This window comes from Stenotrophomonas sp. AGC87 (genome assembly GCF_057333975.1).
Window position 1 is genome coordinate 106,845 of the sequence record NZ_JBHFHW010000030.1, and the last position, 17,367, is coordinate 124,211.

A 17,367-nucleotide genomic window follows, 5' to 3' on the forward strand; every position below is an offset into this window, starting at 1 on the left:
AGGATACGGTGTGAAGACCCGATCGGCAACCTTTTTTTAGCCTTCTTCGTGATCCGTACGGCTCTGCTCGCGGGCTTCGAACCACATGCCGTTGAGAATGGCCACGACCGAAGCCAGCCCTGCACCCAGAATCCAAGCGAAGTACCACATGGTAAGTCTCCTATGGCGCCGTGGGGCGCGTCAGTAAGCGTTGGGGTTGTCGCCCATCTCTTCGGCCGTGGTCTTGCCCTTCATCACGCGGTAGACCCAGGAGGTGTAGGCGATGATGATCGGCAGGAAGATGGCCGTGGCGATCAGCATGATCCCCAGGGTCAGGTGGCTGGAGGAGCTGTCCCAGACGGTCAGGCTGGAGCCCGGCTGGCTGGAGGAGGGCAGCAGGAACGGGAAGATCGCAAAGCCGACGGTCAGGATGATGCCGGCGATCGAGGCCCCCGAGGCCAGGAAGGCCAGGCCACCACGGCGGGCCCGCAGCAGCACCGCGCTGGCCAGCGCACCCACCAGCCCGAGGATCGGGGCCAGCAGGGTCAGCGGCATGCTCTGGTAGTTGCGCAGCCAGCCACCGGCCACCGCACCGACGGCAGCGGTCTTGAGCAGCGGGTTGGTCGGGCCATCGGTGACCACCTGCGAGGTGATCTGGTAGCCGGGCAGGCCAAAGGCCACCCAGACGCCGGCCAGGGCGAACAGCACGAAGGTCAGCACTGCCGCGACGCTGCCGTAGCGGGCCGAGCGCTCGGCCACCGGGCCATCGGTCTTGAGCACCAGCATCGCGGCACCGTGCGAGACCACCATCGCCACGCTGACCAGACCGGCCACCAGCGCGAACGGGTTGAGCAGGCCGATCAGGGTGCCGGTGTAGAAGATGCGCATGCTGTCATCGAAGTGGAACGGCACGCCGACCAGCACGTTCCCCACCGCCACGCCGGCGATCAGCGCCGGCAGCAGGCCGCCGACGAACAGCGCACGGTCCCAGTTCTCGCGCCAGCGCTTGCCGGGCATCTTGCTGCGGTACTTGAAGGCGACCGGGCGCAGGATCAGCCCGAACAGCATCAGGAACACCGCCAGGTAGAAGCCGGAGAAGCTGACCGCGTACAGCGGCGGCCAAGCGGCGAAGATCGCGCCGCCACCGAGCACAAGCCACACCTGGTTGCCTTCCCACACCGGGCCGACGGTGTTGATCACCAGCCGGCGTTCGTCATCGGTCCTGGCCACGAACGGCAGCAAGGTGCCGACGCCGAGGTCGAAACCGTCCATCACCGCCCAGGCGATCAGCAGGATGCCGAGCAGCAGCCACCAGATCACGCGGAGCGTGGTGTAATCGAGTCCAATGAATTCCATCTGGGTTCTCCTGCCTTACGCCCGACCGTGGGTCGGCGCAGCGGCATTGGGGGAAAGGGACGTGGCTGCAGCCTGCAGCGACGGCAGGATGTCGTCCGGGCCCTTGCGGATCGCCTTGAGCATCAGCTTCACTTCGATGACCAGCAGCACCGTGTACAGCGCGGTGAATACCGCCAGCGTGGTCAGGATTTCATGCAGGGCCAGGCCCGAGGCGGCGTAGAAGGTCGGCAGCACGCCGTCCACCGCCCACGGCTGGCGACCGTATTCGGCCACGAACCAACCGCATTCGATCGCGATCCACGGCGCCGGCAGCGACCACAGGGCAAGCTTGAGGAACCAGCGCTTGTCCTGGAAGTTGTGGCGGCACGAGTAGTAGAAGGCCAGCGCGAAGAAGGCGATCAGGTAGAAGCCCAGCCCGGCCATGATGCGGAAGGTCCAGAACAGCGGGGCGACCCGCGGCACGGTATCCATCGCGGCCTTGGAGATTTCTTCCGGGGTGGCGTTGAGGATGTCCTCGCGGTAGCGCTTGAGCAGCAGGCCGTGGCCCAGATCCTGCCAATGGCGGTCGAACATCTCGCGCGCTTCAACGTCGCTCTTGTCCTTGCGCACGCGTTCCAGTGCACCGTAGGCCAGCTGGCCACCGCGGATGCGGTTCTCGGCGCGCCCCACCAGCTCCAGGATGCCCGGGATCGGCTGGTCCAGCGAACGGGTGGCGATCAGGCCCATCAGGTACGGGATCTTGATCGCGTAATCGTTCTGCTGGGTGGCCTGGTTGGGAATGCCGAAGGCGGTGAAGTCGGCCGGCGCACGCTCGGTTTCCCACATCGCTTCGATCGCGGCCAGCTTCATTTTCTGGTGTTCGCTGGCGGCATAGCCGCTTTCATCACCCAGCACCACCACCGACAGCGAGGACAGCAGGCCGAAGGCGGCCGCCACCGCGAAGGAACGGCGTGCCATGTCCTTGTGCTTGTTGCGCAGCAGGAACAGGGCGCTGATCGACATCACGAACACCGCACCGGTCACGTAACCGGCACTGACCGTATGCACGAACTTGGCCTGCGCCACCGGGTTGAACAGCACGGCGGCGAAATCCACCACCTCCATGCGCATCGTTTCCGGGTTGAAGATCGCGCCGGTCGGGTTCTGCATCCAGCCGTTGGCGATCAGGATCCACACCGCCGACAGGTTGGTGCCCAGGGCCATCAGCCAGGTCACGGTGAGGTGCTTGACCGGGCTCAGGCGCTTCCAGCCGAAGAAGAACAGACCGATGAAGGTCGCTTCCAGGAAGAACGCCATCAGGCCTTCGATCGCCAGCGGTGCGCCGAAGATGTCACCGACGTAGTGGCTGTAATACGACCAGTTCATGCCGAACTGGAATTCCATCACGATGCCGGTGGCGACGCCGATGGCGAAGTTGATGCCGAACAGCGTGCCCCAGAACAGCGTCATCTGCCGCCAGACCTGTTTGCGGGTCATGACGTAGACGCTCTCCATGATGGCCACCATGAAGGACAGGCCAAGCGTGAGGGGAACGAAAAGGAAGTGGTACATCGCGGTCAGAGCGAATTGCAGCCGCGACAGTTCTACGACTGTCTGATCAATCATGGCCTGGCTACCTCGTTGGGTTTTGCCGTTTCAGGTGGCGGGAAGGGGGGGCTACGGGGTGAATTCTGTGACCAGCAACTTCAAACAGCCTTGATTCAGATCAATGTACAAACAGACCTGCGCAGGGATCGTATGCATCCCGCCCCTGCGACCGCTGGCCGCACGGGGGCGGGGCCAGCACCTACTACAATCGACGGAACCTCCCTGTGGCCGCCAGTGACTTGTTTTGAGCATACCCCCCGACGCGTCCATTGTTGAGACAACCGCCCTGCGCCGCCGTCGCCTGCACTGGCTGGGTGGGCTGGCAGCGGCCGCCCGCGGCAGGCAGCGCCTGGCGGCGATCTGCATCTGCCTGTCCGGCGCCCTGCTGATCGGGCAGGCGGCGGCCATCGCCTGGTTGATCCAGGCGGTGCTGGTCGATCACCGGCCACTGGCCGACGCTACGCCCGTGCTGCTGGGGTTGCTGGCGGTGCTGGGCATCCGCACCCTGTTGGGCAGTGCGACCCAGGCGGCGGCCGGTGATGTCGCCGATGCGGCGCGGCTGGCGCTGCGTGAACGGGTTTATCAGCGGCTGCTCGGGCGCGGGCCCCTGTGGCTGCGCCAACAGCGCACCGGTGAGCTGGGCGAACTGATGCTCGCCCACGCCGATGCGATTGAGAACTATTACTCTGGCTATCAGCCGGTCCGCATCGAAGTGGTGGTGGTTCCGCTGCTGATCGCCATCGCCGTGGCCTGGACCGATTGGGTGATCGCGCTGATCTTGCTGTTCACCGCGCCGCTGGTGCCGTTCTTCATGATGCTGGTCGGTTGGGGCGCTGAAGCCGCCGGCCGTGCGCAGCTGGGCGAACTGGCGCGGATGAGCGGCCACTTTGCCGATCGCATCAAGGGGCTCGGCCTGCTGCGCCTGTACGGGCGAGGCGAGGCCGAACTGGACGGTGTGGCCACAGCGGCAGAAGGCGTGCGCGAGCGCACCTTGAAAGTGCTGCGGATCGCCTTCCTCTCCTCCACGGTGCTGGAGTTCTTCGCGTCGGTGAGCGTGGCGATGGTCGCGCTGTATCTGGGCCTGAGCTATCTGGGCCTGATGTCGCTGCACGCGCACGTGCCGACGCTGGGCGTGGGCATGTTCTGCCTGCTGCTGGCACCGGAGTTCTATGCACCGCTGCGGCGCTTGGCCGCGCATTACCACGATCGCGCCAACGCCCTGGCCGCGGCGGCCGAAGTGGAGCGTCTGCTTGGCGAGTTGCCGGACGCACCCTTGGCCGAGGACGCATCGCCGGCCACAGCACGTGCTCCGGAACTGCTGGAACAGCACGCGCCGCCGGTGGTGGTACGCGGGGTGAGCCTGCGACCACTGGGTGCGCATCACGATGTGGTGCAGCAGCTCTCGTTCCAGATCGAGCCGGGGCAGCGCGTGGCGCTGGTCGGCCCCAGCGGCAGTGGCAAGAGCACGTTGCTGGAAGCGCTGGCCGGCTGGTTGCCACCGCGCGAAGGCAGCATCGTGCTGCGCCCCGGATTGGACGTGGGCTACGCCGGGCAGCGCCCGTATCTGTTCCACGGCACGATCGCCGACAACCTGCGCCTGGCCGCACCCGGCGCGACCGATGCGCACCTGCGCGCCGTGGCCGAGGCCGCCCAGGTAATGCGGTTTGCCGCCGCACTCCCACAGGGGCTGGACACGGTGATCGGTGAGCGCGGCTTCGGTTTGTCCGGTGGCGAAGCGCGCCGCATCGGCCTGGCGCGGCTGTTGCTGCGCGATCCGCAACTGCTGCTGCTCGATGAGCCGACCGCCTTCCTCGATCCGGACACCGAAGCCGATCTGCTGCGCACTCTGGCCGCGTTCGCGCGTGGGCGCAGCGTGGTGATCGCCACCCACAGCGAGACCGCGATGCGCTGGGCAGACACCCGCCTGACCTTGACCGCCGGCGGCGCGCGCCTGGCCTCGGAGGTCACGCCATGAAGGCCGCACACATCGATTCGCTGAAGGGCGTGTTCGCCCGGCACCGCGGCCGCCTGCTGCTGACCGTGCTGCTGCTGTGGACGACGATGCTGGCCGGTACCGCCTTGCTCGGGCTGTCCGGTGGGTTCCTCACCGCTGCCGCCCTGGCCGGTGCGGCCGGGCTCGGTAGCGGCTTCAACTTCTTCTCGCCCTCGGCGGGCATCCGCGGGCTGACCATGGCACGCATCGTGTCGCGCTATTTCGAAAAGCTGGTCGGCCACGATGTCACCCTGCGCATCGCACGCGATCTGCGCGTGTGGTTCTTCCGTCGCGCGCTGCCGCTGGCACCGGCGCGTCTGGCCGGTGTACGCACGGGTGAACTGCTGGCGCGGCTGATGTCCGATATCGGCGAGGTCGACGGTCTGCTGGTGCGCGCGATCGGCCCGCTGCTGGCGCTCGGTGGCATCTCGCTGGTCGCGGTGGTGTCTGCCGGCATCATCTATCTGCCGGCGGCCGGGCTGCTGGCGGTGCTCGCCCTGCTGATCGGGGTGGGCGTGCCGTGGCTGACCGTACGTGGCGCCGCCTACCAGGAACGCGACCGCGCGCTGCACCGTGCGCAGCTGCGTACCCAATCCTTCGAAGGGCTGGAAGGCGCGGCCGATCTTGCTGCGCTGCAGGCGCGCGAGCATTGGAACCAGCGCGTGCTGGTGGCAGCCAAACAGCTGAAGTCGCGTGACAAGCGTCGTCGCTGGCGCTTGATCAGTGGCAACGCACTGCACGGTCTGTGTGGCGCGGGTGGCTTGGTGGCGATGCTGTGGCTGGCCCTGCATGCGTTCGAGCGTGGCCGTGTGGATGCCGCGCTGGCGGCCGCACTGGTATTTCTGACCGTCGCACTGCTGGAGCTGTGGGCCGGGATCGGGCTGGCCTGGCAATCGTGGTTGTCCGGCCGCGTCGCCGCGGTGCGGCTGGAGGCCATCGTGGATCAGACGCCGGGTGTGGTGGAAGCAGACACGCCGGTGGCCGTGCCGTCGGTGCCCGTGACGCTGCAGTTCGATCAGGTGGTGTTCCGCTGGCCCGGCCAGGCGCGGGTGCTGCTGGACCGTGTGCAGCTGCAGCTCGCGCCGGGCGAACGGATCGCGATCCGCGGTGACAGCGGCAGTGGCAAGACCACGCTGTCCTCGCTGCTGCTGCGACTATGGGATCCGGAGGCCGGCAGCGTGCGTTACGGCGATGCCGATATCCGCAGTTTCGCGCAGGCCGACTGGCACCGTCAGATCGCCTGGCTGCCGCAGAACGCGCCGGTGTTCGCTGGCACCGTGGCGGACAACCTGCGGCTCGGCGATGCACAGGCCAGCGATGAACGATTGTGGCAGGTACTGGCGGAGGTCCGTCTGCACGCGTGGGCCGAGCAGATCGGTGGGTTGGCGGCGTGGGTGGGCGAGAACGGCGCGACCATGTCAGCCGGGCAGGCACGGCGCCTGGCGCTGGCGCGCGCGCTGCTGCGTGACGCACCGATCCTGTTACTGGATGAGCCCACTGAAGGCCTGGATGTGGATACCGCGCATGCATTGCTGCAGGACATGGTGGCGGCGCTGGGCAATCGCAGTCTGTTGATGATCACCCATGACGAACTGCCGGAGGGCATCGTGCATCGGAGCTATCGTTTGCGGGATGGACGGTTGGAAGGGTAGCGGCGAGGGCGATCCGCACACTACGTGCACAGCATCCACGCATGGCGTGTATCTACCCGAAGAACCTGCCGTCGCGGATCAACCAGCCCAGCGCCACGATGTTGATCACTACCGCCACCCAGAACACTCGCTGGAAGGAGGCTTTGCGGTTCTTGTGGCGCAACACGGCCTGCGCCATCAACGCACCCGGCCAGCCGCCGAGCAGGGCCAGGCCCTGCAGCGTGCTTTCCGGTGTGCGCTGGCGATCATTCTGGGCGGCGGATTTGTCATGCCAGTACCAGGCAAACGTCACCACGCTCAGGCCCAGGTACACACCCGGTACCCACATCGGCCAGTGCTGCCACATCGCCACGGCAATGAGGCCTGCGAGGAACACCAGTGCGATGGCGGTGCGCGGCAGTCGATCCGGCCCCGCACCACGCACAGCAGTGCGTGCAGCAGGACGACCACCATCCCGAGACAGCGCGAACCGCACCGCCACCGCATTGCGGCCTCCCTGTGCATCGGTCTGCACGTCATAGGTGATCACATCGCCCAGCACCGGGCGGCGATCACGTGCAGCGAAGGCGCGGATATGCACGAAGCATCGCTCGCCACCGCCATTAGGCTGTACGAAGCCGAACCCGCGCGCGTCGTTCCACTCGCTGATCTTTCCTTGAAGGCGCATGGGTAAACTCAGAGCGAGGACAGGAAGCCGCTGACCGCCGGCCCGAACCGTGCGAAATCCACCAGGAACGCATCGTGCCCCTGCGGCGAATCCAGCCCGATGAACTGCGCATCCGCACCGCCGGCGCGCAGGCCGTCGGCGATCTGCTGTTGCTGCTGCACCGGGAACAGGATGTCGGTGTTGGCGCCGATCGCCAGTGCCTTGCCCACTTGGATGCGGGCCAGCCCGGCCATCACGTCGCCGTCGGCATATTCGGCCAGGTCGAACCAGTCCATCGAGCGGCTCAGGTACAGATAGCAGTTGGGATCGAAGAAGCGCACGAAACGGCGGGCATGGCCTTCCAGATAGCTTTCGACCTGGAACTCCAGGCCGAACGGATCGTCATCGGCCTGGTCCGAATCCAGCCGTACGCGGCCGAAGCGGCCATCCCATTCCAGTGCGGAGCGGTAGGTGATCACGCCGAGCTTGCGCGCCATGCGCATGCCCGATTCCGGATAGGCCTGGTCGGTGTAGCGACCGCCATTCCACTGCGGATCGAGCCGGATCGCCTCGCGTTGCAGCGAGCGGATCGCGATCGAGAACGGCAGTGCCTGGGCACTGCCGGAAATGTTGATATGGCTGCGCGCAATGCCCGGGTGCAGCATCAGGAGCGCCAATGCGGTCATCCCGCCCATCGAGTTGCCGATCACGCAGGCCAGCTCCGTCACGCCCAAGGCGCGCACCACCTCCACCGCCGCCCGCGCACCATCTTCGATGGATAGTTCGGGGAAGCGCAGGCCATACAGTTCGCCCGTCGCCGGATCGATACTGGCCGGACCGGTGGAGCCCTTGCAGCTGCCCAGCGAGTTCACGCAGATCACGAACCAGCGGTCGGTATCGATCGGCTTGCCCGGGCCAACCATCGCCTCCCACCAGCCGGCGGCCGGGTTGTCGGCGTTGGCAGCGGCATGCGCATCGGGCGAGAGCCCGGTGACGATCAACACCGCATTGCCGGCATCGGCAGCGAGCGTGCCCCAGGTTTCGTAGGCAACGTGCGCACCGCGTAGTTCACCGCCGCGCTTGAACGCGAACGGCGAGGGCAGGGCGTGATAACGGGTGCCGGGGGGAATGAATTCAGTCATGCGCGCAGTTTAGCCGGGCGCCGCGATGGCGCCGTAGTGGTGAGCGGCACGCTGCGTCGCGGCCGCGCATCGGTCATGGGCGATCAAACACCAGTGGCACCGGCCCGGCATGCGGCAGACGCACCCGTACCGGCGTGGTTTCCAGATCGTCCGGCTGGCGGTTGGCCTGGCCCGAACGCGACAGCCGCGCAATGACCTCAACCTCCTGCACCTGCGAGAGCGTGCTGGTCGGCATCGGGCTGTCGCCATCGCCAAGGGTAACCAGCAGCGGCACCTGGCTGGCCGGATGCTTCTGCACCGCGATCGGCATCGGCGGGCCATCGGGTGCGCGCGCGATCACGAACACGGTCGCGTTGGCCAACGCGGGATCCAATGTGGTTCCGGGTGCGAACCGGACCTGCACCGTGAGGGCGTGGTTGCCCGCCGCCGCAGGGGCAGAGGTTTCGGTCATGGGCGGCAGCCCGGCATTGCCGCGGGCGATGGCGATCTGCTCGCGCAGCGCACGCGCCGCACCCGGCTCCAGGCGTGGCAGCAGCGCTTCCCAGGCGGCCGCCGCTTCGGCGTCCTGCCCGCGCTGGCGCAGGGCAATGCCGATCAGCCAGCCGGCGCGCTCACTCTCCGGCGCGAGTGTGTTGGCGTGACGCAACCATTGCAGGGCCTGGTCATCGAATTGTTTGCCCGGTGCCGCCTGCGCGCGCGCCTGCGCTGCTTCGACCAGCACGCCGGGGTCGTCCGGGGCGAGTTGCACCGCGCGGTCGAAGGCGGCGGTGGCCTCGGCCAGCTTGCCCAGCGCCAGCTGCGAGCGGCCGAGCAGGGCCCAGCCATCGGCGCGTTGTGGATCCTTGGCCAGCGCCTGTTCCAGCGCCTGCACGCCATCTTCCAGTGTGGCGGGTTCGTTACTGGCCGCCGTCCGCTCGGCGGCATCCGGCGTGCCGACCAGCAGGTACAGCGTGCCACCGGCCAACCCAAGGGCCAGCATGGCGATCACAAAGGGGCGGTGTTGGCCGCTCGCACGCAGCGGCCACAGTACGCGTGCAGCAACGGCCGCTGCGACCACCGCGGCACTCAGGGCCATCCAAAGGCTCACCAGCGCTCCTCGCTCTTGTCCATCGGTTGGATCCCGCGGCTGCGCCGGCGCACCACCCAGATCAGCACGCCTGCGCCAATCAGCAGCGCCACCGGCGGCCCGAACCAGAGCAGCGCATTGCGTGCCTCCATCGGTGGCCGGTACAGCACGAACTCGCCATAGCGGTCGACCAGGAACTGCTTGATCTGCGCATCGCTGTTGCCCTGCTGCATCAGCACCAGCACCTCGCGGCGCAGGTCATGTGCGATCTGCGCATTGGAATCGGCCAGTGACTGGTTCTGGCACTGCACGCAGCGCAGCTCGGCGGCCAGCGCATGGAAGCGGGCTTCCTCGGCGGCATCGCGGTACTGCAACGGGGTCGGGTCGGAGACAGCCTGCGCCATCACCGGCGAGGCCAGGGCCAGCGACAGCGCGATCAATGCCACGCCGACCTGGCGGAGCATCCGGTTACGGCGAGGCGGGCAGCTGCGGCTGGGCATTGGCATGGGCACGCTCCACCTTTTCCAGTTCCGGAATCAGCTGTGTATCGATCACGCGCTGGCTGAGTGCGCCGCTGTACTTCCAGCGCACCACGCCACTGGCGTCGACCAGGAAGGTCTCCGGCGCAGCGGTGACGCCCCAGTCGATCGCGGTGCGGCCTTCGATGTCGCTCAGCACCAGCACGAACGGATTGCCCAGCTGTTCCAGCCAGCGCAGGGCATCGGCCGGCTCGTCCTTCCAGTTGTAGCCGATCACGCGCACGCGCTTGGTTTCGGCGAATCTGGTCAGGATCGGATGTTCATCGCGACAGGCCGCGCACCAGCTGCCCCATACGTTGAGCACGTAGGGGGCGCCGCGCAGTTCAGTGCTACTGACCTTGATGTGCGGATCGTGCAGCACCGGCAGTTCGAAGGCCGGTGCCGGCTTGCCGATCAGTGCCGAGGGCAGGACATCGCGGTCCGGCGCGCCGGATTTCATCACCCCGTAGATCATCAGCCCCAGCAGCCCGAAGAAGAACAGCACCCCGATGACGATGGCTACGGGCGGCAGCGGGCGGGAGGCAGGGCGGGGATCAGACACGGGAAACTCCTAGGGACGACGGAAACGACGATCGGCGGCGGTGACGAAGCCACCCAGTGCCATCAGCAGCGCGCCCAGCCAGATCCAGCGGACGAACGGTTTGATATGCACGCGCACGGCCCATGCATTGTTGCCCAGCGATTCGCCGAGTGCCACGTAAACATCGCCGTTGAGGCGGGCGTGGATGCCGGCCTCGGTCATCACCTGCCCGCCACTGGCGTACAGGCGCTTTTCCGGATGCAGCAGGGCCAGTTCGCGGTCGTGCTGGAGCACGCGCAGGTGGCCGCGATCGGCAACGTAGTTGGGGCCTTGCTGATGGTCCACGCCTTCAAAGCGCACTTCATAGCTGCCCACCACCAGCGACTGCCCGGGGGCGAGCGCGACTTCGCGCTGCACGTTCAACGCTTCCACCAGCAGCGCGCCGGCCAGGAACACGGCCACGCCGCCATGGGCCAGCAGCATGCCGACCATCTCGGCAGTGAACTTCCCGTTGCCGCGCAGGCGGGTCCAGACGAAACGCGCGGTACCGAACGCGACCCAGGCCGCGCCGGTGACGCCCGCGGCTGTCTTCAACGCGCCCTGCGGCGCCATGAAGTACGCGATCACGCCCAGCAGCAGCGCCAACCCGGCCCACGGTGCCAGCATCGCCAAGCGGCGCGAGGCCTGGTCACGCTGCCAGTTGACCAGCGGCCCGAACGGCAGCAGCGCCACCAGCGGCGCCATCAACACCACGAACAGGGTGCCGAAGTAGGGCGGCCCGACCGAGACCTTGCCCAGGCCCAAGGCATCGGCCAGCAGCGGATACAGCGTGCCGAGCAGGACCATGCCGCAGGCGGCGGCGAGCAGCAGGTTGTTGGCCAGCAGCAGGGTCTCGCGCGAGGTCGGCAGGAAGCCGCGGCGCGGATCCTCGCTGGTCAGCGCGCCGGCCCGCAGCGCGTAGAGCAGCAGCGCGCCACCGATCACCAGCGCCAGGAAAACCAGGATGAAGGTGCCGCGCGAAGGATCGGCCGCGAACGAATGCACGCTGGTCAGCACGCCCGAGCGCACCAGGAAGGTGCCGAGCAGCGACAGTGCGAACGCGGCAATGGCCAGCAGCAGCGTCCAGCTGGCGAAGCTGCCGCGTTTTTCAGTGACGGCCTGCGAATGGATCAACGCCGCCCCGGCCAGCCACGGCATGAAGCTGGCGTTCTCGACCGGATCCCAGAACCACCAGCCGCCCCAGCCCAGTTCGTAATATGCCCACCAGCTACCGAGCGCGATGCCGATGGTCAGAAAGCCCCAGGCCACATTGGTCCACGGCCGGGTCCAGCGCAGCCAGCGCGCATCCACGCGCCCTTCCAGCAGCGCCGCGATCGCAAACGCGAACGGCACCGCGAAGCCCACGTACCCGATGTACAGCATCGGCGGGTGGATGATCAGCCCGGGATCCTGCAGCAGCGGATTGAGGTCGCGCCCTTCCAGCGGCGCCGGGAGCAGCCGCGCGAACGGGTTGGAGGTGAAGATCAGGAAGGCGAGGAAGCCGATGCTGATGATGCCAAGCACACCCAGCACGCGGGCGGACACCTCGGCTGGCAGGCGCTTGGACCACAGCGCCACAGCTCCGCACCACAGTGCCAGCACCAGCGCCCACAACAGCAGCGAGCCTTCATGCGCGCCCCACACCGCCGAATAACGGTAGGCCAGTGGCAGCAGCGAGTTGGAGTTCTCGGCCACATAGCGCACCGAGAAATCCTGGGTGACGAACGCCGCTGTCAGCACGCCGAACGCACCCAGCAGCAGCGCCAGCTGCGCGTAGGCGGCCGGTCGCGCCACCGCCATCCACGTGGCGCGGCTGCGATGGGCGCCCCACAGCGGCAGCACGGTCTGCAGCACGGCCATCAACAGTGCGGTGACCAGCAGGATCTGCCCCAGTTCCGGCAGCACTCAGTACGTCTCCGGCGCCGGCACGGGCACGTCGTGCTTGATATGTGCCTGACCCATCTTGTCGGCCACTTCCTTGGGCATGTAGGTCTCGTCGTGCTTGGCCAGCACTTCTTCGGCAACGAAACGGCCGTCCTGCAGGCGGCCGGTGGCGACCACGGCGGTGCCCTCGGCGAACAGGTCCGGGAGGATCCGCGAGGTGATCACCGGCAGCGTCGCGTCACCATCGGTGACCACGAAGTGCGCATCCAGCGAACCGGGGGCGCGCTGCAGCGAGCCTTTGACCACCATGCCGCCCAAGCGGAACCGGGCGTGATCGCCGGCATCGCCGCGCAGCACTTCGGAGGGGGTGTACAGATAGGCAATATTGCGCTGCAGGGCCATCGCGACCAGCGCGGTTGCCAGGCCGGAGGCGAGCACCAGCAGCATCACCCAGAGCAGGCGGCGACGCCGGACCGGATTCATCGGGTCAGCTCCGGTGCCAGCGGCGGTGTGCTGCCTGCGGCGGTGCGGGCCTGCTGGCGCTGCTGGCGGCGCGCGGCCAGTTGGCGCGCCCAGCGCAGGCGCAGCCAGGAACCGATGGCATCGCTGCCCAGCACCAGCACGAACACCGCGTAGGCGGCAATTACATAGGGCAAGTGGGTCATGGGCGGCTGTCCTCCAGTGGGGCACGGGTGCCAGCGGCGACCCAGGCCTTGCCGGCCTCGCGCAGCAGGTTGTCGGCGCGGGCCTTGGCCAGCAGCGAGCCGGCGAACCACAGCTTGGTGCCGATCACCATCAGCCACAGCGGCAGCGCCATGCTGGCATCCAGCGTGGACTCGCCGAACAGGCGGATGGTCTGGCCCTGGTGCAGGCTGCCCCACCATTCCACGGAATAGCGGATCACCGGCAGCAGGCTCACCCCGACGATGGCCAGCAGGCCCGCTGCGCGCGCGGCGCTGCGTCGGTCCTCGATGGCGTGGTACAGGCCGATCACGCCCAGATACAGGAACAGCAGGATCAGCTCGGTGGTCATGCGCGGGTCCCAGTCCCACCAGGTGCCCCAGGTCGGCTTGCCCCAGATGCTGCCGGTGAGCAGGGTGATCAGGGTGAAGCCGGCGCCGAGCGGGGCACAGGCCATCGCCAGGATTTCGCAGGTCTTGATCCGCCAGATCAGCGCTATCGCTGCGTACAGCGCCATCAGCGCGAACACGAACAGGCTCATCCATGCGCTCGGCACGTGAATATAGAGAATGCGGAAGCTGTCCAGCTGCTTGGAATCGGCCGGCACCACGGCCAGCGCCTGCCAGATGCCGACCAGCAGCACCGGCACCGCCGCCAGGTAGAACACCCGCGACCAGCGCGCGGCAAAGCGGTCGAAGGTGGGCGGCGAACCGAGTTGGTGGAACCAGCGGACGATCGGGTGCATGCGGCAGTGGCTATCCAACGAAGGGTGACGATGGAACGGACGTGGAGTGGCTCGGCAACGGATGACGCGGAGGCAGGTGACGCTCACAACGCAGCGCACGCCACCGACAGTACGCCATACCGCTCAACTCAGCGAGATGCGGATCGCCGCGGCCGTCGCCAGCGGAGCCAGCACCAGCGCCACCACCAGCCCGGCGCCCAGCATCAGCAGCGCGCCGATCGGGTCCTGGCCGCGGGCGACCGCCGCCACACTGCCCGCGCCGAACACCAGTACCGGCACATACAGCGGCAAGGCCAACAGCGCCACGAGAATACCAGAGCGCCGGATGCCGACCGTCAGTGCGGCGACCACCCCGCCGATCAGGCTCAGCAGCGGCGTTCCCAGCAGCAACGATGCCAGCAACATCGGCAGCTGGTCATGCGGCAGATGCAGCATTTCCGCCAGCAGCGGCGACATCACGATCAGCGGCAGGGCGGTGGTGACCCAGTGCACCAGTACCCGCACCAGCACCAGCCAGGCCAGCGGGACGGGGGCCAGCAACCATTGCTCCAGCGAGCCATCTTCGGCATCGCTGCGGAACAGCGAATCCAGGGCCAGCTGGCCGGCCAGCAGCACCGCCAGCCACATCACGGCCGCGGCCACGCGTGCCATGGCCTCCGGATCGCGGCCCAGTGCCAATGCGAACAGCACCACCACCAGCAACGCGAACAGCAAGGGCTGCAGCGCATCGCCGCGGCGGCGCCAGAGCAGGCGCATATCGCGGGCGACCAGCGCCCGCGCGGTCTGCCATAGACCCGGTTCGGTACCCGGCGCGATCATGCCGCCGCTCCCAGGGTCAGCAGGCGCGTGCGCACCGGTGGCGCGGCATACGCGCCGTGGGTGGTGACCAGGGCGGCACCGCCGCTGCGCAGGTGCGCGGAAATCATGCGGTTCACCAGGTTGATGCCGTCCAGATCGAGATTGGCATACGGCTCGTCAAGCAGCCACAGCGGCGCGGGCGAGAGCCAGATGCGGGCCAGCGCCAGGCGTCGCTTCTGCCCGGCCGACAGCTGCCGCACCAAGGTGTCCTCATAGCCGGCCAGGCCGACGATCGCCAGCGCGTTGCCGGGCATCTGGCGGGCGCGGCGGCCATGCAGGCCACACAGGAAATGCAGGTTCTCCAGCGTGTCCAGGTCCGGCTTCAGTGCGGGCAGGTGGCTCAGGTAGGCCACATAGTTCGCGCGCTCCTTGTGCCCCGCGCGCTTGCCATCGATCTCGATCTGGCCGCTACCGGCGCGCAGCAGGCCGGCCAGCACCCGCAGCAGGGTGGTTTTGCCGGCGCCATTGTCGCCCTGCACCAGCAGGGCTTCGCCGGCATCCACGTGCAGATCCAGCGGGCCGAAGACGGGTTCGTCGTTGCGACTGAAGCCAAGGCCATGCGCGGCCAGCAACGGAGGGGCGTTCAAGGGGCGGGATCTTTGCACCGGAATGGGCCGCCATTGTATCGGGGGAACGGGCGGGATGATTTGCGTACACTGGGAGTTCCCCCGGTTCTTTCCCTGCTGCCGATGCAACCGCAAACCAAGCTGCCCAAGGTGGGCACCACCATCTTCACCGTGATGTCCCAGCTCGCCGCCGAACACGGCGCGGTCAACCTTGGCCAGGGGTTCCCGGATTTCTCCGCACCGCAGCGGCTGATCGATGAAACCATCGCCGCGATGCAGGGCGGTCTGAATCAGTACCCGCCGATGACCGGCGTGGCGCCGCTGCGCCAGGCCATCGCGCAGAAGTCGCGGGATCTGTACGGCGCCCAGGTGGATCCGGAGACCGAGATCACCGTCACCAGCGGTGCCACCGAGGCGATCTTCAACGCCATCCACGCCGTGGTCCGTCCCGGCGAGGAAGTGATCGTGCTCGACCCGGCTTACGACTGTTACGAGCCGGCGATCGATCTGGCCGGTGCGCGTGCCGTGCACGTGCCGCTGGACCCGCAGACCTTCGCGGTCGACTGGGACCGCGTGCGTGCCGCGATCACCCCGCGCACCCGCCTGCTGATGGTCAATACGCCGCACAACCCGTCCGGCGCGATGCTCAGCGCCGAGGACATGCAGGCGCTGGCCGATGTGTTGCGCGGCACCGACATCTACCTGATTTCCGATGAGGTGTACGAGCACATCATCTACGACGGCCGTCGCCACGAATCCTCGTTGCGTCATCCGGAACTGCGCGAGCGCGCGTTCGTGATTTCCAGCTTCGGCAAGACCTACCACTGCACCGGCTGGAAGATCGGTTATGCCATCGCGCCGCCGGCGATGACCGCCGAGTTCCGCAAGGTGCATCAGTACAACACCTTCACCAGCTTCGGCCCGGCCCAGTACGGCTTCGCCGCGATGATCCGCGATGAGCCCGAGCACCATCTGGACCTGGGCGCGTTCTACCAGGCCAAGCGCGACCGCTTCCGCGAGCAGCTGCTGACCACGCGCCTGACACCGCTGCCGGTGCCGGGAGGCTACTTCCAGCTGGTGGATTACTCGGCCGTCAGCGATCTGCCGGACCACGAATTCGTGAAATGGCTGACCATCGACAAGGGCGTGGCGGCGATCCCGCTGTCGCCGTTCTATGAGACCGCCCCGGCCGGCCAGCGCCTGGTCCGCCTGTGCTTTGCCAAGAACGACGCCACGATGGACGCGGCGATCGAACGCCTGCGGGCACTGTGATGGGCGCCGTGGCCGAGCTGCAGGACCTGCGTATTTCCCTGATCCAGGGCGACACCCGCTGGCACGACCCGGCGGGCAACCGCGCGCATTACGGTGCACTGCTGGCGCCGCTGGCCGGGCAGACCGATCTGGTGATCCTGCCGGAGACCTTCACCAGTGGCTTCTCCAACGATGCCATCGACAAGGCCGAGGGCATGGACGGCCCCACCGTCGCCTGGATCCGCGAGCAGGCGGTGCGGCTGGGCGCGGCAGTCACCGGCAGCGTGCAGCTGCGGGTGGGCGAAGGCGTCTACAACCGCTTGCTGTGGGCCACACCGGAGGGCGGGCTGCAGTACTACGACAAGCGCCACCTGTTCCGTTACGGCGGCGAGCACGAGCGCTATGCCGCCGGCAGCGAGCGCCTGTGCGTGGAATGGAAAGGCTGGCGGATCAATCCGCAGGTCTGCTACGACCTGCGTTTCCCGGTGTTCTGCCGCAACCGCTACAACGTCGAGCGCGCCGATCAGCTGGATTTCGATCTGCAGATTTTCGTGGCCAACTGGCCATCGGCCCGCGCCTATGCCTGGAAGACGCTGCTGCGCGCGCGTGCGATCGAGAACCTCTGCTATGTGGCGGCGGTGAACCGGATCGGTGTGGACGGCAACGAACTGCATTACGCCGGCGACAGTGCCGTGATCGATTTCCTCGGCCAGCCGCAGGTGGAGGTGCGCGAGCGCGAGCAGGTGGTCACCACCACGATTTCCGCGGCGGCCCTGGCCGCGCACCGCGCGCGCTTCCCGGCGATGCTCGATGCGGACAGCTTCACTCTTCAGGAGCGTAGCTGACGGCGCGGGGGGGGGGGG

General features: G+C 67.6%; 18 protein-coding genes. 4 read left to right on the forward strand and 14 right to left on the reverse strand.

What is annotated here, in order from left to right:
- Positions 1 to 36: 36 nt before the first annotated feature.
- Genes cydX through ACE026_RS12280 form a run of 3 tightly spaced genes read right to left on the reverse strand, consistent with a single transcriptional unit; the run spans position 37 to position 2,940 of the window.
- Entirely contained in the window at positions 37 to 150 is a 114-nt protein-coding gene (cydX, locus tag ACE026_RS12270) for a cytochrome bd-I oxidase subunit CydX (protein ID WP_019182852.1), read from the reverse strand.
- A gap of 30 nt (positions 151 to 180) precedes the next feature.
- Positions 181 to 1,335 carry a cytochrome d ubiquinol oxidase subunit II gene (gene cydB, locus ACE026_RS12275; RefSeq protein ID WP_121038151.1) on the reverse strand — a complete coding sequence of 385 codons (1,155 nt, stop codon included), beginning with the start codon at positions 1,333 to 1,335 and terminating at the stop codon, positions 181 to 183.
- Positions 1,336 to 1,350: 15 nt separating this feature from the next.
- Positions 1,351 to 2,940 (reverse strand): cytochrome ubiquinol oxidase subunit I, encoded by a 1,590-nt coding sequence (locus ACE026_RS12280; protein ID WP_486039216.1) that lies wholly within the window; start codon positions 2,938 to 2,940, stop codon positions 1,351 to 1,353.
- A gap of 226 nt (positions 2,941 to 3,166) precedes the next feature.
- Here ACE026_RS12280 and cydD point away from each other — a divergent pair, with 226 nt between their 5' ends.
- Together cydD and cydC are read left to right on the forward strand one after the other, a co-directional pair.
- On the forward strand, positions 3,167 to 4,897 hold the full coding sequence (cydD, locus tag ACE026_RS12285; RefSeq protein ID WP_486039217.1) for a thiol reductant ABC exporter subunit CydD: 1,731 nt from the start codon (positions 3,167 to 3,169) through the stop codon (positions 4,895 to 4,897).
- Positions 4,894 to 6,567 (forward strand): thiol reductant ABC exporter subunit CydC, encoded by a 1,674-nt coding sequence (gene cydC, locus ACE026_RS12290; protein WP_486039218.1) that lies wholly within the window; start codon positions 4,894 to 4,896, stop codon positions 6,565 to 6,567. The genes cydD and cydC overlap by 4 nt, the downstream gene beginning before the upstream one ends.
- A gap of 52 nt (positions 6,568 to 6,619) precedes the next feature.
- Here cydC and ACE026_RS12295 read toward each other — a convergent pair whose 3' ends face one another.
- The 11 genes from ACE026_RS12295 to ccmA all read right to left on the reverse strand — a co-directional run bounded on the left by ACE026_RS12295 (position 6,620) and on the right by ccmA (position 15,274).
- Positions 6,620 to 7,234, reverse strand: a complete 615-nt coding sequence (locus tag ACE026_RS12295) for a DUF1294 domain-containing protein (protein ID WP_486039219.1) — start codon at positions 7,232 to 7,234, stop codon at positions 6,620 to 6,622.
- A gap of 8 nt (positions 7,235 to 7,242) precedes the next feature.
- Positions 7,243 to 8,355, reverse strand: coding sequence for a homoserine O-acetyltransferase MetX (gene metX / locus ACE026_RS12300; protein ID WP_486039220.1), 1,113 nt, complete (start codon positions 8,353 to 8,355; stop codon positions 7,243 to 7,245).
- Positions 8,356 to 8,428: 73 nt separating this feature from the next.
- On the reverse strand, positions 8,429 to 9,445 hold the full coding sequence (locus ACE026_RS12305) for a tetratricopeptide repeat protein (RefSeq protein ID WP_486039233.1): 1,017 nt from the start codon (positions 9,443 to 9,445) through the stop codon (positions 8,429 to 8,431).
- On the reverse strand, positions 9,439 to 9,885 hold the full coding sequence (locus ACE026_RS12310; RefSeq protein WP_486039221.1) for a cytochrome c-type biogenesis protein: 447 nt from the start codon (positions 9,883 to 9,885) through the stop codon (positions 9,439 to 9,441). The genes ACE026_RS12305 and ACE026_RS12310 overlap by 7 nt, the downstream gene beginning before the upstream one ends.
- Before the next feature lie 4 nt (positions 9,886 to 9,889).
- A complete protein-coding gene (locus tag ACE026_RS12315) occupies positions 9,890 to 10,501 on the reverse strand; it encodes a DsbE family thiol:disulfide interchange protein (RefSeq protein ID WP_123730741.1) in 612 nt (203 codons plus the stop codon).
- Between the two features lie 9 nt (positions 10,502 to 10,510).
- Positions 10,511 to 12,424, reverse strand: coding sequence for a heme lyase CcmF/NrfE family subunit (locus ACE026_RS12320; RefSeq protein WP_486039222.1), 1,914 nt, complete (start codon positions 12,422 to 12,424; stop codon positions 10,511 to 10,513).
- Positions 12,425 to 12,886, reverse strand: a complete 462-nt coding sequence (gene ccmE / locus ACE026_RS12325) for a cytochrome c maturation protein CcmE (protein ID WP_121038127.1) — start codon at positions 12,884 to 12,886, stop codon at positions 12,425 to 12,427.
- Positions 12,883 to 13,068: a heme exporter protein CcmD gene (gene ccmD, locus ACE026_RS12330; protein WP_486039223.1), complete on the reverse strand. Its 186-nt coding sequence runs from the start codon at positions 13,066 to 13,068 to the stop codon at positions 12,883 to 12,885. Before ccmD ends, ccmE begins: the two co-directional genes overlap by 4 nt.
- A complete protein-coding gene (gene ccmC / locus ACE026_RS12335; RefSeq protein ID WP_486039224.1) occupies positions 13,065 to 13,829 on the reverse strand; it encodes a heme ABC transporter permease CcmC in 765 nt (254 codons plus the stop codon). Before ccmC ends, ccmD begins: the two co-directional genes overlap by 4 nt.
- A 123-nt stretch (positions 13,830 to 13,952) precedes the next feature.
- Positions 13,953 to 14,648: a heme exporter protein CcmB gene (gene ccmB, locus ACE026_RS12340; protein ID WP_313210382.1), complete on the reverse strand. Its 696-nt coding sequence runs from the start codon at positions 14,646 to 14,648 to the stop codon at positions 13,953 to 13,955.
- Positions 14,645 to 15,274: a heme ABC exporter ATP-binding protein CcmA gene (gene ccmA, locus ACE026_RS12345; protein ID WP_486039225.1), complete on the reverse strand. Its 630-nt coding sequence runs from the start codon at positions 15,272 to 15,274 to the stop codon at positions 14,645 to 14,647. Before ccmA ends, ccmB begins: the two co-directional genes overlap by 4 nt.
- Before the next feature lie 102 nt (positions 15,275 to 15,376).
- Between ccmA and ACE026_RS12350 the strand changes: the two genes are divergently transcribed.
- Both ACE026_RS12350 and ACE026_RS12355 read left to right on the forward strand, forming a co-directional pair.
- Positions 15,377 to 16,525 (forward strand): pyridoxal phosphate-dependent aminotransferase, encoded by a 1,149-nt coding sequence (locus ACE026_RS12350; RefSeq protein ID WP_486039226.1) that lies wholly within the window; start codon positions 15,377 to 15,379, stop codon positions 16,523 to 16,525.
- A 17-nt stretch (positions 16,526 to 16,542) separates the two neighbouring features.
- Positions 16,543 to 17,349, forward strand: coding sequence for an amidohydrolase (locus ACE026_RS12355; protein WP_486039234.1), 807 nt, complete (start codon positions 16,543 to 16,545; stop codon positions 17,347 to 17,349).
- Positions 17,350 to 17,367: the final 18 nt, after the last annotated feature.

Bases quoted from the DNA above. Each gene is read 5' to 3' on its own strand.
- ACE026_RS12280 (WP_486039216.1), bottom strand. From the start codon at position 2,940: ATGATTGATCAGACAGTCGTAGAACTGTCGCGGCTGCAATTCGCTCTG.
- cydC (WP_486039218.1), top strand. From the start codon at position 4,894: ATGAAGGCCGCACACATCGATTCGCTGAAGGGCGTGTTCGCCCGGCAC.
- ccmB (WP_313210382.1), bottom strand. From the start codon at position 14,648: ATGATCGCGCCGGGTACCGAACCGGGTCTATGGCAGACCGCGCGGGCG.
- ccmD (WP_486039223.1), bottom strand. From the start codon at position 13,068: ATGACCCACTTGCCCTATGTAATTGCCGCCTACGCGGTGTTCGTGCTG.
- ACE026_RS12310 (WP_486039221.1), bottom strand. From the start codon at position 9,885: ATGCTCCGCCAGGTCGGCGTGGCATTGATCGCGCTGTCGCTGGCCCTG.
- cydX (WP_019182852.1), bottom strand. From the start codon at position 150: ATGTGGTACTTCGCTTGGATTCTGGGTGCAGGGCTGGCTTCGGTCGTG.
- ACE026_RS12350 (WP_486039226.1), top strand. From the start codon at position 15,377: ATGCAACCGCAAACCAAGCTGCCCAAGGTGGGCACCACCATCTTCACC.
- ccmE (WP_121038127.1), bottom strand. From the start codon at position 12,886: ATGAATCCGGTCCGGCGTCGCCGCCTGCTCTGGGTGATGCTGCTGGTG.
- ccmC (WP_486039224.1), bottom strand. From the start codon at position 13,829: ATGCACCCGATCGTCCGCTGGTTCCACCAACTCGGTTCGCCGCCCACC.
- cydB (WP_121038151.1), bottom strand. From the start codon at position 1,335: ATGGAATTCATTGGACTCGATTACACCACGCTCCGCGTGATCTGGTGG.
- ACE026_RS12295 (WP_486039219.1), bottom strand. From the start codon at position 7,234: ATGCGCCTTCAAGGAAAGATCAGCGAGTGGAACGACGCGCGCGGGTTC.
- metX (WP_486039220.1), bottom strand. From the start codon at position 8,355: ATGACTGAATTCATTCCCCCCGGCACCCGTTATCACGCCCTGCCCTCG.